Origin of the sequence: Enterococcus sp. 4G2_DIV0659 (genome assembly GCF_002140715.2) — a bacterium.
In the GTDB taxonomy this organism is placed as follows: Bacteria; Bacillota; Bacilli; order Lactobacillales; family Enterococcaceae; genus Enterococcus_L; species Enterococcus_L mansonii.
The window spans coordinates 368,593-386,738 of the sequence record NZ_NGLE02000001.1; the positions used below are offsets into that span (position 1 = coordinate 368,593).

The 18,146-nt window shown below is 35.2% G+C and carries 14 protein-coding genes, 1 pseudogene and 2 riboswitches; of the genes and pseudogenes, 3 read left to right on the forward strand and 12 right to left on the reverse strand.

Annotated elements, in window-relative coordinates; translation table 11 throughout:
- Nucleotides 1-128 precede the first annotated feature (128 nt).
- Nucleotides 129-1,775 carry an alpha-keto acid decarboxylase family protein gene (locus A5880_RS01775; protein ID WP_086331505.1) on the forward strand — a complete coding sequence of 549 codons (1,647 nt, stop codon included), beginning with the start codon at nucleotides 129-131 and terminating at the stop codon, nucleotides 1,773-1,775.
- Between the two features lie 105 nt (nucleotides 1,776-1,880).
- A complete protein-coding gene (locus A5880_RS01780; RefSeq protein WP_086331506.1) occupies nucleotides 1,881-2,339 on the forward strand; it encodes an S-ribosylhomocysteine lyase in 459 nt (152 codons plus the stop codon).
- A 122-nt stretch (nucleotides 2,340-2,461) separates the two neighbouring features.
- Here A5880_RS01780 and A5880_RS01785 read toward each other — a convergent pair whose 3' ends face one another.
- The 11 genes and pseudogenes from A5880_RS01785 to A5880_RS01835 all read right to left on the reverse strand — a co-directional run bounded on the left by A5880_RS01785 (nucleotide 2,462) and on the right by A5880_RS01835 (nucleotide 15,883).
- Entirely contained in the window at nucleotides 2,462-2,689 is a 228-nt protein-coding gene (locus tag A5880_RS01785) for a hypothetical protein (protein WP_086331507.1), read from the reverse strand.
- A gap of 179 nt (nucleotides 2,690-2,868) precedes the next feature.
- Nucleotides 2,869-3,978: a tyrosine-type recombinase/integrase gene (locus A5880_RS01790; protein WP_086331508.1), complete on the reverse strand. Its 1,110-nt coding sequence runs from the start codon at nucleotides 3,976-3,978 to the stop codon at nucleotides 2,869-2,871.
- A 706-nt stretch (nucleotides 3,979-4,684) separates the two neighbouring features.
- Entirely contained in the window at nucleotides 4,685-5,284 is a 600-nt protein-coding gene (gene thiT / locus A5880_RS01795) for an energy-coupled thiamine transporter ThiT (RefSeq protein ID WP_086331509.1), read from the reverse strand.
- 52 nt (nucleotides 5,285-5,336) lie between these two features.
- Nucleotides 5,337-5,435: riboswitch (TPP riboswitch) on the reverse strand.
- A gap of 141 nt (nucleotides 5,436-5,576) precedes the next feature.
- Complete coding sequence (locus A5880_RS01800) at nucleotides 5,577-6,038, reverse strand: phage tail protein (RefSeq protein ID WP_086331510.1); 462 nt, start codon at nucleotides 6,036-6,038, stop codon at nucleotides 5,577-5,579.
- A 591-nt stretch (nucleotides 6,039-6,629) separates the two neighbouring features.
- The gene (locus tag A5880_RS01805; RefSeq protein WP_086331511.1) at nucleotides 6,630-7,601 is read right to left on the reverse strand and encodes a diaminopimelate dehydrogenase; all 972 of its coding nucleotides are present in this window, start codon (nucleotides 7,599-7,601) and stop codon (nucleotides 6,630-6,632) included.
- A 114-nt stretch (nucleotides 7,602-7,715) separates the two neighbouring features.
- A complete protein-coding gene (locus A5880_RS01810) occupies nucleotides 7,716-8,381 on the reverse strand; it encodes a phosphatase PAP2 family protein (protein ID WP_256924843.1) in 666 nt (221 codons plus the stop codon).
- Nucleotides 8,382-8,490: 109 nt separating this feature from the next.
- A riboswitch (M-box (ykoK) riboswitch) is annotated at nucleotides 8,491-8,658 on the reverse strand.
- A 196-nt stretch (nucleotides 8,659-8,854) separates the two neighbouring features.
- Nucleotides 8,855-10,705 carry an ABC transporter ATP-binding protein gene (locus tag A5880_RS01815; RefSeq protein ID WP_086331513.1) on the reverse strand — a complete coding sequence of 617 codons (1,851 nt, stop codon included), beginning with the start codon at nucleotides 10,703-10,705 and terminating at the stop codon, nucleotides 8,855-8,857.
- A gap of 15 nt (nucleotides 10,706-10,720) precedes the next feature.
- Nucleotides 10,721-13,102: an ABC transporter ATP-binding protein gene (locus A5880_RS01820; protein WP_086331514.1), complete on the reverse strand. Its 2,382-nt coding sequence runs from the start codon at nucleotides 13,100-13,102 to the stop codon at nucleotides 10,721-10,723.
- Nucleotides 13,102-13,548: a MarR family winged helix-turn-helix transcriptional regulator gene (locus A5880_RS01825; protein ID WP_086331515.1), complete on the reverse strand. Its 447-nt coding sequence runs from the start codon at nucleotides 13,546-13,548 to the stop codon at nucleotides 13,102-13,104. The genes A5880_RS01820 and A5880_RS01825 overlap by 1 nt, the downstream gene beginning before the upstream one ends.
- Before the next feature lie 245 nt (nucleotides 13,549-13,793).
- Nucleotides 13,794-14,660 carry a class II fructose-bisphosphate aldolase gene (locus A5880_RS01830; protein ID WP_086331516.1) on the reverse strand — a complete coding sequence of 289 codons (867 nt, stop codon included), beginning with the start codon at nucleotides 14,658-14,660 and terminating at the stop codon, nucleotides 13,794-13,796.
- Nucleotides 14,661-14,954: 294 nt separating this feature from the next.
- A pseudogene (locus A5880_RS01835) lies at nucleotides 14,955-15,883 on the reverse strand (YitT family protein).
- A 264-nt stretch (nucleotides 15,884-16,147) separates the two neighbouring features.
- Between A5880_RS01835 and A5880_RS01840 the strand changes: the two are divergent.
- Complete coding sequence (locus A5880_RS01840; protein ID WP_086331518.1) at nucleotides 16,148-16,642, forward strand: YajQ family cyclic di-GMP-binding protein; 495 nt, start codon at nucleotides 16,148-16,150, stop codon at nucleotides 16,640-16,642.
- Nucleotides 16,643-16,701: 59 nt separating this feature from the next.
- Here the strand turns inward: A5880_RS01840 and A5880_RS01845 are convergent, their stop codons facing one another.
- A complete protein-coding gene (locus tag A5880_RS01845; RefSeq protein ID WP_086331519.1) occupies nucleotides 16,702-17,889 on the reverse strand; it encodes an amidohydrolase in 1,188 nt (395 codons plus the stop codon).
- Nucleotides 17,890-18,146 lie beyond the last annotated feature (257 nt).

Genomic DNA, 18,146 nt, shown 5'->3' on the forward strand with positions numbered 1-18,146 from the left:
TCGAGTTCTATACTAGCTCTGCAACTTGTTTTAACTAGAGAGAAATGAGTAGGTCGCTGAGTATCGAAGAGGTGCCAGCTTCATGAAATAAAATGAGCTTAGAGTATTGAATCAGGAGGATGATTAGTTTGTATACTGTAGCAGATTATTTGCTAGATCGTTTAAAAGAAATAGGCATTGATGATATATTTGGTGTTCCTGGAGATTATAATTTGAAGTTTTTGGATCGAATTACAGCCAGCAAAGAGTTAAATTGGGTCGGTAATGCAAACGAACTAAATGCTGCTTACATGGCAGATGGTTACGCTCGAACAAAAGGTATTGCAGCTTTTGTTACAACATTCGGTGTTGGTGAATTAAGTGCTGTCAATGGTTTAGCTGGAAGTTATGCAGAAAATGTTCCCGTTATTGAAATTATTGGCTCACCAACAACAAGTGTTCAAAAGGATAAAAAATTAGTCCATCATACATTGGGTGATGGCGACTTTTTGCGTTTCGAACGTATGCATGAAGAAGTGACTGGCGCAATCGCTCACTTAACTACTGAAAATGCCACAGCAGAAATTGATCGGGTATTGACCGTAGCCATGACTCAAAAACTGCCTGTTTACATTAATTTGCCAATTGACATAGCTGAAATTGTCGTTTCTAAACCAATCTCTCCACTACTTGGTCAGCCAGAACAATTAACAGAAATCGAAACGACACTTTTAAATTCTATTGAAAAAGCTTTAAATCAATCAGAAAATCCCGTTGTTATCACCGGTCACGAAATTTTAAGTTACGGTCTTGAGCAAATATTAGACAGCTTCATTCAAAAATTTAATTTACCTATTGCTACCTTACCTTTCGGAAAAGGATCATTTAATGAAGAAGATCCTCATTTTTTAGGTACTTATTCTGGTTCGACAACATCGGAACCCTTAAAAAAACGGATTGATACAGCCGACCTTGTTTTACTTTTAGGTGTAAAACTAACAGATTCAGCAACTTCGGGCTTTAGTTACGGTTTTACGGAAGATCAAATAATTTCAGTTGGATGTACCGAGGTAAATGTTTACGGAAAAAAACAAGATGGAATTCAACTCAATTCGCTCCTTTCTGCACTATCAACTCTTCATTATCCTGGTTTTTCTGGCGAAATCATTGCTGTAAAACGATCACCTGAACAAATTAATACAAAGAAAAAATTAACGCAAAAACAATTCTGGAACATGGTAGAAACGTTTCTTGTTCAAGGAGATACCGTAATTGGTGAACAAGGGACTTCATTTTTTGGACTGACAAATGTTCCCTTAAAAAAAGAGATGCATTTTATCGGTCAGCCATTATGGGGATCAATTGGCTATACTTTCCCAGCAACGTTAGGCAGCCAAATCGCTAACAAAAATAGTCGTCATCTACTCTTTATTGGTGATGGCTCCTTACAATTAACAGTTCAAGAATTAGGAACAGCAATCAGAGAACAATTGATACCAATCATTTTTGTCATTAACAATAACGGCTATACTGTGGAACGGGAAATTCATGGTGCTACAGAGGCTTACAATGATATTCCAATGTGGGACTATCAACATCTACCTTATGTATTCGGTGGTACCAAGCAACGTGTGGCCACTTACAAAGTCACTACAGAAGCTGAACTTGAACAAGCTATGCAGATGGCCAAAAAGGATACCAAACGATTACAATGGCTTGAAGTTGTAATGGATCAAGAAGATGCTCCAGAATTATTAAAAAAACTAGCGAAAATCTTTGCAAAACAAAATTCTTAAACAAACATCCTGATTCTGCCCTTGATGTTTTTGAATCTATTGACTTTTACAGGTGTTTTGTTATAGTTAAAAGCGACATTTACTTAATTTGAAGGAGTGAATAAGATGGCACGAGTGGAAAGTTTTGAATTAGATCACAATACAGTTAAAGCCCCTTATGTACGTTTAGCTGGTACGGAAAAAAATGGTGATGTATTAATTGAAAAATATGATTTGCGTTTTTTACAACCCAATGAAGACGAATTACCAACTGCTGCAGTTCATACCTTAGAGCATTTATTAGCAGTAAACTTGCGCGATCATTTGGAAGGAATTATTGATATTTCGCCAATGGGCTGTCGCACAGGTTTTTATATGATTATGTGGAATCAACATTCAGCAAAAGAAATTCGTGATGCTTTAGTGAACGTCTTGAACTTTATTGTTAAGACAGATTTTGTTCCTGCAGTATCTGCGAAAGAATGTGGAAATTATAAAGATCATTCTTTATTTTCTGCACAAGAATATGCGAAGATCGTTTTAGAGAAAGGGATTAGTTTAGATCCTTTTGAACGAGTACTTTAAACATACTAAAGAGAAAGAGCCTGAAACATAACTCAAAAGTTATGTTTTCAGGCTCTTTCTCTTTTTATTTAATCTCTTTCTAAAGTTACCGCATGTTCTTTACAGCCAAATGAAGTAACCTGTTATTTTAATAGATCGCTTGTCTTTTTAATACGATGAAAACCATAACGTATTCCTGAAAAAAGCAACACTATCGGATAGATAAAAAGAACAATGGCCAACCACTCCACACTCAAAACCGATATAAACGATACGTGATTTGTTACCGCATATACTAAGGGCAACATAATCGCAATCAAACTATAGTACAAACTCGTTTCAAAGACAACCGTCTTATATGAATAATTCATTTCCATTTCCCCAATCTTTTTTGACTAATTACTGGCTACTATTTCTTCTCTGATTTCTACTTTTCCATTGTAACTTTTTCTATCATAAGAAACATCCATCTATAGTCTGAGATTTTTTAGGAAATTTATTTGTAAGTAGTTATATTTTGATTTCCATGTAGCCCCATAAGTTCATTTCCTTATAGTTGCTCTAATTTTTTTATAGTTGATTGCTGCTCTTCAAAAAATGATGATGTATATGTATCTAACGTCAATTTAATAGATGTATGACCTAATAGAGCGCTAATAGATGCAATATTGCCGCCTAACTCAACGCACCGAGTCGCAAACGTATGCCTCAAAGAGTGAAATGACACATGAGTCAGACCTATGTCTCTTTTGATTTTTTCAAAACGATAGTTGAGTGTCCTTGGTTCTACTGAACGAGAACCGTTTGAAACAACATATATAGAATTACTTCGTTTATATTCTTCCATTAATAAATATTTAACCTTATCTGACAACGGAATTACGCGATCTGCAGCTGTAGTTTTGGGCTCTGTTTCAATTAAACGTGTACGAGCATTGGTTGAATAAGTATTTCTAACTCGTTGTTTTGTTCGAGAAACCTGAAGTGTTGAAGAACAAAAATCGATGTCACTCCATTTTAAAGCACATATTTCACCAATTCTCATACCAGTTTCCAGAGCTAATAATATGGGTAATCCTTTAGAAGATTTACGACTTTCTTTTTCAACCGCTTGCTGTTCCTGACGTGTCAGTGCTCGAACTTTTCTTTTTCTAGATCTAGGTAAAATTGTTTGTTCGCAAGGATTTATATAGATATAACCACGTTCCTTTGCGGCAGAAATACAGCTTTTTAGTAAACGAAAAATAACATGTACAGAGCTCGGGCGTAATTTTGTTGAAATCTCTTGAACGAAATGATCTACATTTGCTGCAGTAATTTTTTTTAAAGAAATATTTCCTAAATAAGGCAAAATATGTACGTGAAATTTATTACTATAACTAGTGTGTGTACTTGGTTTCAATCGGTCGATCATTAACTTGTTTAACCAAATATCTGCCCAATGACCAAAAGTACCTGCAAAGTCATTTCCTTGCAATTGATGCGAAAGTTTCCAGTTTGCTTTCTTTTCAATCAATTGTTCTCGAACTAACTTGTAAGATTTTGAATAAATATATCCATAATGAAGAGAACCATCAGATTTTCTCCCTTTTGGATAGCGACCTTCCCAACGGCCATCTTTTCGTTTATAAATATTTTCTCCTCTACCCAAATAAACCATACCCTTTCAACCTATTTTGACGGCGATAAAAAATATCACTGTATACCTTTTTGCTAGTGCAATCTTAGGTGGTAAAAATAATATCTTACACACATTAACAACAAAATTTTAAATAAAAAAAACAAAAATACCCAGTCTAAAAAAAATATTTTTTTAAATAGTGTTGCTTTTTTCCAAACAAACAGATAGTATAAATTTATACACGAGTTCTACATCTAATCGCTCATGTTTTAGAATAAATCATGATTTTTTTATTTTTATTTAATATTTCAGAATAAAATAACCAACCACTTTCTTTCTCATTATATACGTTATTTTAATGTATTTTCAACATTTTTCTAACTTTTTTTTATTTTTTGACAACCTTTTGAATTAAAAAAAAGAAACTGACTCAGAAATAAACACTCACTCCTATTTCGAAGAGTCCCGAAAAAAATAATTTTTATCTGTTGTTTAAAGATATATATAATGAAATTATACCTGATTAATTTCATTATTAAGTAAAAAGACGATCAGTTGAGTAGTCTCAATTGATCGTCTTTTTGGCTTATAAATAAGAAATTATTTTTTCCCATCCATTTCACTACTAGATAGAATAACAACTATCTCTAAATTATTTATTTTCCTATGATCTATATTTTTTAAACTTTTGGAACGAACTAGCCAATTTCATCGCTGATTCTTACTTATTTTCACAAAAACAGGATTATTCAGCCTCATTGTTTGGAGAAATTACTCTTAAACTTGTAGGAATAAACAAATTAGGATTGATTTTAAGAAGGATCACTAATACAACAGACGTTACAATGGCTGTTGCTCCACCGCTTAATCCATTCATCACAAATGAAAACACCCAAGGATTCATACCCCAAAGAGCGAAACTTCCCCAAAAAACTACCCCTGCAATAAAGTGCCAAAAATAACGCATCAATGTACCTAAACATGTTGCATATATGATTATGCGACTACTTTTAGCGTATTCTTTATTTTTGATTGCTTGTGTCAATTTACCGCTGTATAGCCCTGCAAAACCAGCAAAACCAAACGCCAAAATATACTCAATAATCACTTGAATAGGGGTTAAATAATAAACTTGGGCCAATGGAAAATGAAGAAGTCCCCAAATAAATGCTGAAAAAAATCCTGCTTTTGTTCCTCTACGCAACGCATAAAGAGTGATCGGAACCATTCCTAGTGAGATAGAAAAACTACTTCCAATATTCGTTGGAATAAATGATAAGACCATCGCAATTGCAGCCACGATCGTCCCTTCTATCCAAATTTGTAACTCTGCTTTTCTGTGCATAAAAAATCCTCCTTGTAGAACGACCAATTCACAAAGGAGGAGTAAAAGCATATTTTTACTCCATCACAATTCCTACGCTCGTATTAACGAACAGGTTCGAAGGGTTTAGAGTTAGTACTCATTCTCAGCCAAGGCTCCCCTTTGTGATGGGTTCTATTTAATTTTTTAGTTGCTACCGTTTTAATGATAACAATGGAATCTTAACATGACAATCTATAAAAGTAAAGACGGAGTGAACCTTTTTTATGCAATCCTTCTATGATAAAGCCATTAGTAGAAACTTCGTCTTTTTCTAATACTCGCCTTTAATAACAAAAAATGAACCGCGAATTGTCCCAGCTAATTTTGACTTTTGGCGAGCAAATTTAAATTTCCCTTCAAACTCGGCAGGAATTTCCATACCATCCGATAACTTAAACCCAACCGCTCGTTTTCCACCTTCTTCAATCGTATACATCACATTTACAGCTAATCCATTTTCATAAAAAAGATACGCCATTTTGATTCCTTCCACTTCAAAACTTGCTACTTCCAATGGTTTATACGGAAATTTCATATCTCGTTCTGCTAAAATTTTTTCAACCCATGCAACAGTTTCAGGATCTTCACTTGCAGGAATCGTAATGAATTCATGTTTATACTTGTTCCAATAATAACGTGCTTCATTTGCACGTAACCCTGCCATAGCTTCAGCTACCGGCGAAGACTCAAAACCGATAGTGGAGACTGTTTTAAAATCAACTTTGTAAGACATTTCAACGCCTCTTTTCCTCTAATATATCGTTATTATATGTAATGACGATATATTTGACAAGTATCGTGTATTTATTAATAAAGAGAAGAGGTTGGAGCACATTGAATCCCTAGAAATAAGCTTGTGTCTTAGCTTTTATTCGTTTTGTGTTCATTGAAACATCCATTTCGTTTGATCATAGCCACTCCCTTTGCCATGGCTAATATAGTTCAGTATGCCTCCACCCCAATGAAACGTATTCACGGGAATCCCATTATGAAAGATATTGTAATAACCATCACTTCTTTGACTAATGACGAATGGGATTGCATTACTTTTTTTATCTAAGTAAATATAACCTCTAGAGCTGATATTCCAATAATCATATCCTTTTTGTTCTACAAACTACAATAAATGATTTTTTTTATTATTTTATTTTTAACACGGATTTAAAAAACTACTAATTGGACCTAGTGAAATTAACAAGTTAGGAATGAGTAAAAAAAGAAGCCTTCTCCTAACTAATCTGGCTGATTAAAAGGAGAAGAACTCTTTTATACTTTTTTATCTACATATTCATAAACAAAAAGTTTTGATCTTTTCTGCACATCATTACAACAATTCTGCCCTTAATTCCTCATCTGTGCGGTCAGACAAATACTTAGGTGCAATATCTAAAACAGTATACGCCCCAAATTGCTTTTCCTTAGCTAAACGAACACAAGCTCTAGCATAAGCAACTAAGACACTTGCAGTAAATTCTGGATTACTTTCTAATTGTAATTTATATTCAATCACTTGCTTGGTCGATTCATGAGTGGTTCCAGTGTGAAGGACCGTTCCCCCATGAGGCATTGCTTTATGATTTTGATCCAACTCATCTTGAGAAATAAAATGGACTTTTGTATCATAGTCAGCAAAATAATTAGGCATAGAAACTATTTCTTCACGAATTTTTTCTGAATCCCTTTCCTCTTCAAGAACTACGTAGCATTCTCTAAAATGCTTATCACGGGTCGTCATCTGTAATGATTCCCCTGCTTTGAGCTTCTCAATAATTTCATTATTGGGTATTGTGTATTGAACAGCATCTATCACACCTTCAATTCGTCTTAAAGCATCCGAATGTCCTTGACTAACTCCTTTGCCCCAAAAAGTATTGGTCTGTCCATCTGGTAAAATACTTTGTGCGTACAATCGATTCAAACTAAATAGACCAGGATCCCATCCTGTTGAGATAATTGATGTAGTTTGATTTTCTTTCGCCACTTGATTAACTTTAGCAAAGTGCTCGGGAATTTTTGCATGTGTATCGAAACTGTCCACTGTATTAAATAAATGCGTCCATTCTGGCGTTTGCATTGGTAAATCTGTCGCAGAGCCGCCGCATAAAATACATACATCGATATCCTTTTTTTTAGACTTAAGTTCCTCCATGGTAAACGCTTGTCCGCCTTCTGTTTGAACCGTTTCAGGTGCTCTTCTTGTAAAGATACCTACTAATGCCATATCTTTATTTTGTTTAATCCCACGTTCAACACCACGTCCCAGGTTCCCATACCCGATAATTGCTACTCTTATCATACTTACATTCCTCCACTTCTATGCATCAAATTATACCAAATGGAAAAGTCATTTGACAATCGCAAGTTGTAGAAGCAGACCTTTTTGCAAAGAAAATAGTCTCTTGTTTTACTCCTAGTAGTTAGTATCCTGATTGTTCTTTGTTAAAATGGAAATTTTTCCGTTGGCATCTATTTTCTGCAGCAAAACATAGGAAAGGTTTACCCAGGAAAAACTCAACAGAAATCCTCCAAGCACATCACTAGGATAGTGAACCCTTAAATAGATTCGACCCAATCCAATCAAAAGGACATATACGACTAAGCCAATGTTTAACATTTGATACTTTTTTGGATCATTTGAATACACGGTTTGTATAACTAACATAATCGAAGATGCCAAACACATCGCTAATAAAGAGTGACCACTAGGAAAACTGTAAGAAGCCCTTTCAGCAAGTTGTTCTACATTAGGCCTCGTTCGTGCAATAGTTTGTTTCAGTATAAAACCTAAAGCACTGACGACAAACACATTACTACTCAGCCAAATGGCTAATATCCTATAGTTATTTCTAAAAAGCATCACTGAAACAATTAAACTGACTATAGTGATTGGAATAATCGTTGCTGTTTTCGCAAGTATATTCACTAGATTAGTAATCACTCCATCAGGTTTCCAAGTGAATTGATATATAGAAAAATCCAAGTGAATAAACCCTGGTACGTTAGCAACAACTAAAAAAGTAAGTAATGAAAATAGTACAATACTTATAATCGCAGGGGTAAATTTTTGTCTTTTCAAAGCATTCATCCTTCCATTTCTAAATCATTAAACTTGCTTACCTTATGACCAGATGCATTCATTGCAAAAGAAAAAAGCCAAACATTTTTTCCCAAGATGTTTGACTTTTCACCCATCTCATCGTCTGAGTTTTAGCACTATACAACGTAAAGAAAAATTCTTAGCTATTTTATGAAAAGCCTTAATTCGACAATTCCTGTTTTACACATTGGCGTCTTTCGACGTTTCTGCGCAATAGCCTATGTTTGTATAGGAGCCTCACCTAACAAGGTTATTTATTTATTCATTTTATTTATAATAACGATGGAAATATAATTTTTCAAGTTATTTTAAGACTCTTTATTTTTTCTTAAATTAAAGCAAATGTTCATGCGAGCAAATTACAGATAAGCATTGGAAGCAAAAGTAATTCCTGTAGAAATAAAAAAAGAACTCATCAATGTTGCTTTTTGATGAGCACTTTTTTTATTTTTTTACTCAGTTAACTCTTCAAACTGTGAGTTATAAAGTGATGCATAGTAACCACCTTGAGCAAGTAATTCTTCATGTGTTCCTTGTTCTTTGATATCGCCGTCTTGCATATAAAGAATTTTATCTGCATCTTTAATCGTTGACAAACGGTGTGCGATAACAAATGATGTCCGACCCGCCATTAAATTATTCATCGCCCCTTGGATTAAACCTTCTGTGCGAGTATCGACAGATGATGTTGCTTCATCTAAAATCAAGATCGGTTTGTCTGCCAAAATAGCACGAGCAATCGTCAATAATTGTTTTTGGCCTTGAGAGATATTTGATGATTCTTCATTTAATTCCATGTTATAGCCGCCAGGTAATGTTTGGATAAAGTGGTGAACATGAGCAGCTTTTGCCGCTTCGTATACTTCCTCATCCGTTGCATCAAGACGACCATAACGAAGATTTTCCATGATAGTTCCTTTAAATAACCAAGTATCTTGTAAAACCATTCCAATATTTTTACGAAGGTCTTCACGATTAAAGTCTTTGATATTATGACCATCGATTTTAATGGCTCCAGATGTTACATCGTAAAAACGCATCAATAATTTAACCATCGTTGTTTTACCTGCTCCAGTTGGACCAACAATCGCTACAGTTTGACCAGGATCAACATGGGAACTAAAATCGTTGATAATAATTTTTTCTGGTGTATAACCAAAACGAACATGTTCAAAGTCTACCATGCCTTTTGCTTTATCAATTTTAACTGGATTTTCAACAGTTTGTTCTTCTTCATCCTCACCAAGGAATTCAAAGACACGTTCCGCAGCTGCTGCCATTGATTGAAGTAAATTAGATACTTGAGCCAACTGAGCGATTGGTTGAGTTAAGTTACGAACGTATTGGATGAACGCTTGAATGTCCCCAACAGTAATTGAGCCATTGTACGCCATGATTCCACCAAAGATTGCAACAGCTACGTAACCAAGATTTCCAACAAAGTTCATGATTGGCTGCATCAAGCCAGAAAGAAATTGAGATTTCCAAGCAGATTTGAATAACACATCATTTTGTTCTTTAAATTCTTTAAGGGCGTTTTCTTCATCGTTAAATAAACGGACGATAGTATAACCGCCAATTGTTTCTTCGACTTTCCCATTGATCACGCCAAGATATTCTTGTTGGGTTTTAAAGTATTTTTGCGAGTTTTTCACAACGATCATAATTAAAATCATTGAAATTGGTACGATCAAAATAGCGATACCAGTCATTTTTACTGAGATCGATAACATCATGACAATAACTCCGATAATTGTAAATGTAGAAGTAATCAATTGTGTAATGGATTGGTTCAATGATTGTCCAAGTGTGTCTACATCATTTGTGATTCTTGACAATACTTCACCCGTTGTTCTACTTTCAAAGTAATTCATCGGCATACGATTGATTTTTTCTGAGATTTCTTTACGCATTCGGTACGTAATTTTTTGAGAAATGGTTGACATGATCCAACCTTGAATGATTCCAAATAAGGAAGCAACCAGATAAAGACCTAGCATGAATAATAATATCCCGCCAATTTTTTCAAAATCAATGCCGCCAGTTCCTTGATATTTTTTGATCAAGCCATTAAATAATTCTGTAATTGCTTTTGATAAGATTTTAGGTCCCCAAATATTAAAAATAGTTGAGGCAATTGCAAAGATTATTACAAAGAAAACAGGAATTTTATATGCGCCAAGATAGGACAATAATTTTTTCAATGTTCCTTTAAAATCTTTGGCTTTTTCTACTGGAGCAATATGTCCTCCAGGTCCGCCACCACGACCGCCGCGAGGGCGATGTTGTTTTTGTTCTGCCATTATTCTCGCTCCTCCTTACTCCGCTTCTTCAATGCCTAATTCATCATTGCTTAATTGTGATTGGGCAATTTCTTGATAAACTTTTGACGATTGCATCAATTCTTCGTGTGTCCCATGCCCTACTACCCGACCTTCGTTTAGTACGATAATATTATCTGCATGAAGGATTGTAGAGATTTTTTGGGCGACGATGATTTGAGTAGCTCCTTTGATATTTTCAGATAGTGCTTTGCGCAATGCAACATCTGTTTTATTATCTAAAGCTGAAAATGAGTCGTCAAAAATTAATATTTTAGGATCTTTGGCTAAGGCACGAGCGATAGATAGACGTTGTTTTTGTCCGCCAGAAACATTGGTTCCGCCTTGAGAAATTTCTCGGTCATAGCCTTTTTCATTTGAATCGATAAATTCTTCGGCTTGTGCAATTTTAGCAGCTTTTTTCATTTGTTCATCTGAAATATCCCCATCACCAAATTTGATATTTGAAGCAATATCTCCAGAGAATAAGATCCCTTTTTGGGGCACAAATCCAATAATCTCATGTAGTTTATGCAAACTCATTTCACGAATATCGATGCCATCAATGGTGATTCTTCCACCTGTTACGTCAAAAAGACGTGGAATCAAATTGACAATTGTTGATTTTCCAGAACCCGTTGAACCAATCAAAGCAGTCGTTTGACCTGGTTTAGCTACCAAATTTATATGGTGTAAAACATCTTCATCAGCATCTCCGTAACGGAATTCTACTGCTTCAAATTTTACTTCACCTTTAAATTCATGGTCATCTTTAGGCTGGTTTGGATCTTTAATTGTTGGTACCGTGTTAAGAACTTCTTCTACACGACCAGCAGCAACGTTAGCACGAGGCAAAATAATGGAAACCATAGATAACATCATAAATGCCATGACAATCATCATCGTGTATGTGATAAAAGCCATCATATCTCCAACTTGAAGCTGTCCTTTGTCCATATTATGTCCGCCGACCCAAACGATTAAAACAGAAATACCATTCATCATCAACATCATAACAGGCATCATAATAGACATTGCTCGGTTAACAAATAATTGAGTTTTCATCAAGTTTGTATTAGCCGTGTCAAAACGTTTTTCTTCAAATTTTTCACGAGAAAATGCGCGAATCACTGGCAGACCAGTAATAATTTCACGAGAAACTAGGTTCACTCGATCGACTAAATTTTGTAAGGCTTTAAATTTAGGCATGGTCGTCAACAATAAGGTCATCACTAGGACTAAGACTGCAACTACAGCCACTCCAACAATCCATCCCATACCTGTTCCTGTTTTATATACATTGTAGATACCGCCAATCCCAAGAATTGGGGCATATAAAACGATACGCATGATCATGACGATTCCCATTTGCATTTGTTGAATATCGTTTGTATTACGAGTAATCAATGAAGCGGGGGAGAATTTCTCCATTTCTGTATTTGAAAATTGCAATGTTCGCTCGTATTGACCAACACGTAAATTTCGTGCAACAGATGCAGCCACTAAGGATGCAATCAATCCAACAATGATTGCTGCAACTGCTGAAACAAGCGTTAATAGAAGCATTTTTGTTCCTGTTTTGATCATATAATCTGTTTGTATTTGTTTTGTATTCATGTCTAGTGCTTTGTATTCAGCCAATGTCAATTGAATACCTACAGTTTTTATTGAATCCGCGCCTAGATCCCCTAAGCTTTTTTTAGTTTCTTTGCGAGCAGCTTCAACTTTAGCTGGTATTTCGTCGCTCTTTGTTTTAATTAATTCTGCTAATGCGTTGGCTTCTGCGCCCTTAGCTTGGGCTTGAGCAGCTAACTCTTGAGCTTTGGCACCTTGTTCTGTTGCTACAGTAATATCTGTTGCAGAAGCAGCTTCTACGCTAGCAACTTTGGCTTGTTCACCTAGATTTTTTGCTTCTTCTCCGAGTTGTTTTGCTTTAGCTCCATCGGCTCCAATCATTTTGTAGTCTTCGATAATAGCTTTCGCTTTACTTGCATTTGATGAATCTTTTGCTTGTGAAGACGCCAACATCATCATCGGCAGATTAAAAATATCCGCTAACTTGGCTTTTGTCATATCGTTTTGAAGCGTTAAATTGTACACTTCAACCTCTTTACCATTAATTTTTTCAGTTGTTAATTTGTAATTATCCTCAATGGTTTTTTTCTCATCTTCAGTCATGAACATTTCAATTCCTTGAAGAGTTGTTTTTCTAATTTTTTCAGGCGTGGAGTATTCAAGTCCTCCTTGTTGAATCCCAACATCAACGATACCTGATGTTAAGTTTGGTAAGCTTAAATCACTATTTGCCTGTACGACTAAAAGCACAAGAACTGCGATGACCGCATACCAGTATTTGCCGAGATATTTGAAAATTTTCACTATTGGTCACCTTCCTCTTTCTGGGATATTTGTTGGGAGTAGTCTACGAATTTTGCAGTCAGCTTGATAAATTGCTTTGTGTCTTGTTCTCCCATCATCTTAAACACTTGAACAATCTTATCCCGCATTTCTTTCTTTTGAAGTTTAGCTGCTTTTTTGCCGCACTCAGTTAAAGTAACATGGATACGACGTCGATCATTGGGGTCCATTTTACGTTCAATCTGTCCTTTTTTTTCTAAGCTTCCTAAAACAACTGCGATGCGGGCGCTAGATAGATTCAATGATTCTGCGAGGTGCTTTGGGCTCGTTGGTTCACCATAACGATTAAGGAACTTGATAACAATACTTTCACCTTGATTGCTCTTTTCAAGTCTACTAAATGCGCTATGACGATTTTGAACCATTAGACGCATCAGCTCTTGTTCTGCTTCTTCTGCGAATGACATATGACTCCTCCTTTTATTCAAAATAATTACTTCCACCATTAATAGCTAACAGTGTTAGTAACTAATGCTGTTTGATATTAACGCAAATAGCTTTCTTTGTCAATAGAGTTGGTTTAAAAATTAAAATGAATACGGTTTTATTTTAAAAAATATAAATATATGTAATTTCAGAGATATTTAACTCTGATTTTAATAAAAAAACTGAGACAACAATAATCTGTCGTCTCAGTCTCTTCTTTTATTTATTATGCTTTGTTAGCAGAACCGAACCATTCGATACGTTGTTCAACTAATTCAGTAACAGCTTTTGTTCCTGGTGCTAATAATTTACGAGGGTCAAAACCTTTACCTTCAAGGTCCTTGCCTTCTTCAATATATTTACGAGTTGCAGCTGCAAATACTTCTTGACATTCAGTGTTCACGTTGATTTTAGAAACACCCATAGAGATTGCTTTTTGAACTTGCTCTAAAGGAATACCTGATCCGCCGTGTAATACCAACGGGATATCACCAACAGCGTCAGAAATTGCTTGTAAATGATCAAAAGCTAATCCAGCCCAGTTATCTGGGTAAGAACCGTGAATGTTACCAATTCCGCATGCTAGGTAATCAATCCCAGTAGCAACCATTTGTACACATTCTTGAATGTCAGCTAATTCACCTGAACCGATGATTCCGTCTTCTTCACCACCAATTGAGCCAACTTCACATTCTACAGAAACGCCTTTAGCATGTGCTTTAGCAACAACATCTTTTGCTTTTTCAATATTTTCTTCAAACGGTAAGTGAGAACCATCAAACATTACTGAAGTGTAGCCGATTTCGATACATTCTAATGCATCTTCGTATTCACCATGGTCTAAGTGAAGAGCTACTGGTACAGTAATGCCCATTGAATCAATCAAATCTTTTACTAAATCGTAACATACTTGGTATCCGCCCATGTATTTAGCCGCACCCATAGAAGTTTGGATTAATACTGGCGCTTTTTTAGCTTCTGCAGCTTCAAGAATCGCTTTAGTCCATTCTAGGTTGTTTGTGTTGAATCCTCCAACACCGTAGCCGCTTTTACGAGCTGCTTTAAGAAATTCTGTTCCTGATACTAATGGCATAATAAAATTCCTCCTAAGTTTTAAAAAAACTTTATTTGTTAAGGACATCCTTAACCAACAGTTATATTTTAGCAGACTTTTTAGTACTTTTCTACTAAAATTGTCTTTTTCAGAAAACTTTTGTCCAAACTTTCACAAAACTGTGGACAGTTTTAGCTATTTGTCTGAAAAAACATTGCTACACCAATGATTGCTAAACATTATAATGAAAGTTATCTTTAGCAAATAAAGCGATTGTATAAATAAAAAAAGTCCAAATTATAAGAAAATATCCTTACAATTTAGACAAATTTTCTATTTTCCTTTACGTTTTTTCACTTCCGGAAAACTACCTGTACTTTTAAAAATCCGTTGTTCATCTTCATTCGCAAAACGACCTAAGACAGACTGCGTTGGAATAATATTCATAAAGGCATTTTCATCTACTTCATAAACAATCTGCTCTAAATCGTATAATTCATAACGAGTGATGACCATCATGATCATACGGCCTTCTACACCGGAATAACCACCCATAGACGGTAACAATGTCATTCCACGGATCATCTGCTTTGAAATGGCTTGTGTGACAATTTCTGGATTAACCGTTACAATCATAGCCGTTACTTTTTGATGACTGGTGTGAATCATATCAACTACTTGAGTCATACAATAAATCGAGATGATCGTGTACAACGCACTCTCCCAATCAAAAACAAATCCTGCAATCACGACAATAATTCCATTAAGCATAAACATATAATTTCCAACTGTCTTACCTGTTGTTTTAGATAAAACCAATGAAACAATATCCATACCGCCCGTTGTAAAGCCCATTTTCAAAGATAATCCTGCACCAATCCCAATCAAAACGCCGCCGACAATTGCATTCATCAAAGGATTAGTGGTAACGACTTCGATAGGCAATAGAATCGTCGTTATTGAAACCCAAGCAACATTTAGAAAACTATAAATCGTTGATTCTTTCCCTAATTTCAAAAAACCTAAAATAAAAATTGGAATATTTAATAACAAAATAAAAAGACCTGTATCAATGGTTATCGATAAATGCGTATGTAATAAAGTCGCAATAATCTGTGCAACGCCATTCATTCCTGCTGAAAAAACTTTTGCTGGAATTAAAAAAAGTTTAAACTGATTGCTACTAAAATCCCTGTAACAAAAATAACGGCAAACTTTTTCAATGTTTCACTTTGTCTATATGAAATAACCCACTTATTCATGTATATCCTCCCCTTTACCAAAAAGCTGTTCCATTCTTGCAACTTTTACTTATCACCGATTCAATCAGAAAAATCTCCTGATTTAGAATAACAGTTCATCGTAAAAAAGAAAAGAAAAATTGATTAAAATGAGGATTATTTTAGTCACTTCCCTTCGGACATGCCGCCTGTCCACTATTCTTTGAAAAAGCTTTTTTGACTTGTTTCTTCTCTATTTAATGGTACTATAAAATAAGAAATAGTGATTAAAGGAGGATATACACAATGGCAGCAAAAGAAGCAAGTTTTGATGTAACATCTGAAATCAATATGGAGGAAGTAAAAAACGCCATTCAAATTGCCGTAAAAGAGATCAAAAATCGGTTTGACTTCAAAGGTTCGGTCGCTGATATAAAGTTAGAAAATGACAAGTTAGTTGTTGTTGCTGAGGATGATTATAAAATTGAACAAGTCAAAGATGTTCTTTTTGCAAAATTAGTGAAACGAGCTGTCCCCATCAAAAATATTCATTTTTCAACAAGTGAGAAAGCACTTGGCGGATCTGCTCGTCAATATGGTGATTTAATTAGCGGCATCGATAAAGACAATGCAAAAAAAATCAATGTAGCCATCAAAAACTCAGGAATCAAAGTCAAATCACAAATTCAAGAAGATAAAATCAGAGTAACTGGTAAAAGCCGTGATGATTTACAAAAAGTCATTGCTCTTCTTAGGGATTTAGAGCTACCAATGGAGTTACAATTTACTAATTACCGATAATCTAAAAGCATAACTAAGCGAATTTAATTTTTCGTCTAGTTATGCTTGATTCTTTTTATCTAATATTTTTCCAAATAATCTGCTACGACTGCACCCATGGCTTTTGCACTAATCAGTAACGCATTTTCATCAATCATAAATTTTTCGTTATGATGAGGATAGAAATGACCATCTTTAGGTGCTGCTCCTACATGAAAATAGCAGCTTGGTTTTTCTTGTGCGTAATAGGCAAAATCTTCTGACGGTCCTTGTGCACCTGAGTCAAGAATAGCTTCTATTTCAGGAATGTCACTATTTTTTAAACTAGCCGAAACAAAATCGGTTAATTGTTCATTATTGACTGTTACTGGATAATTATGACGATACTCCAATTCATACGTGACATTGTACATCAATGCAATACCATCCAAAATACGTTTGAATTCGACTTCAACGGATTTTTGAACTTCTCCTGATAACGTTCTAACATCACCTTGTAAAACGACCTTACCATTTACTGCGTTTGAAGCACCTGAAGCTTCAAAACTTCCAATAGTTAATGTTGTCATTTCAAAAGGATCGACACGACGGCTGACAATCGATTGGAGACTCACGACTAAATTAGAGGCAGCTAAAATCGCATCGGTCGTATCCTGAGGCATTGATCCGTGTCCCCCACGACCATGAATACTCACTTTAAAACCAGATTGTCCCGTATGAATTGACCCAGCATGATAATAAACCGTACTATTTTTTAGATTACTGATTACATGTAATCCTAATACATTATCTACACCATCCAAACAGCCATCTGCAATCATTGCTTTGGCTCCTCCTGGCGGCAATTCTTCAGCATGTTGATGTAAAATAACAATTTTTCCTTGCCACGCATCTTTTAATTCAATCAAGGTTTCTGCTAGCACAAGCATATACGCTGTATGAGCATCATGACCGCACGCATGCATGACACCATCGATTTTTGACGAAAAAGGTAAACCAGTATTTTCCTGTATAGGTAAGGCATCAAAATCGGCACGCAATGCGACCGTTCGACCAGCACGACCACTATCAATCGTTACAACTACACCATTTCCACCAACGCCTGTCCGAACCGAACAGTCTTTTCCTTCGTAAAAATCAGCGATATACTTAGCCGTTTTATATTCCTGAAAAGATAATTCAGGATATTGATGTAAATATCTTCTGATTTCAATCATCTTCTCCTCTTTTTGATCCAATGCCTGCAATAATTGTTCTTTAAACCTCATACCTACACACCCTTTCTACTTTTTTACTCATTTATTTTGTTTATGCATAAAAGAAGTACTATTAAATTAAAAAAGAAAATCAATCATTTTTCTCATTATAGCATTTTCCTGAACAAACAACCGTTTTTTTTACAAAAAGCAAAAAAAATTCGAGAAAAAAACAACGTGTAGCAGCTACTTTTTTCTCGGTGTTGATTCGGGCTTCAAATTGTAGAAGTTCACATACGACTTTTGACACCTGTCTCATTTTGGCCCCA

Excerpts from the sequence above, each read along its gene's own strand:
- A5880_RS01780 (WP_086331506.1), top strand. The coding sequence starts at position 1,881 with ATGGCACGAGTGGAAAGTTTTGAATTAGATCACAATACAGTTAAAGCC.
- A5880_RS01785 (WP_086331507.1), bottom strand. The coding sequence starts at position 2,689 with ATGAATTATTCATATAAGACGGTTGTCTTTGAAACGAGTTTGTACTAT.
- A5880_RS01790 (WP_086331508.1), bottom strand. The coding sequence starts at position 3,978 with ATGGTTTATTTGGGTAGAGGAGAAAATATTTATAAACGAAAAGATGGC.
- thiT (WP_086331509.1), bottom strand. The coding sequence starts at position 5,284 with ATGCACAGAAAAGCAGAGTTACAAATTTGGATAGAAGGGACGATCGTG.
- A5880_RS01800 (WP_086331510.1), bottom strand. The coding sequence starts at position 6,038 with ATGTCTTACAAAGTTGATTTTAAAACAGTCTCCACTATCGGTTTTGAG.
- A5880_RS01805 (WP_086331511.1), bottom strand. The coding sequence starts at position 7,601 with ATGATAAGAGTAGCAATTATCGGGTATGGGAACCTGGGACGTGGTGTT.
- A5880_RS01815 (WP_086331513.1), bottom strand. The coding sequence starts at position 10,705 with ATGGCAGAACAAAAACAACATCGCCCTCGCGGCGGTCGTGGTGGCGGA.
- A5880_RS01825 (WP_086331515.1), bottom strand. The coding sequence starts at position 13,548 with ATGTCATTCGCAGAAGAAGCAGAACAAGAGCTGATGCGTCTAATGGTT.
- A5880_RS01830 (WP_086331516.1), bottom strand. The coding sequence starts at position 14,660 with ATGCCATTAGTATCAGGAACAGAATTTCTTAAAGCAGCTCGTAAAAGC.
- A5880_RS01840 (WP_086331518.1), top strand. The coding sequence starts at position 16,148 with ATGGCAGCAAAAGAAGCAAGTTTTGATGTAACATCTGAAATCAATATG.
- A5880_RS01845 (WP_086331519.1), bottom strand. The coding sequence starts at position 17,889 with ATGAGGTTTAAAGAACAATTATTGCAGGCATTGGATCAAAAAGAGGAG.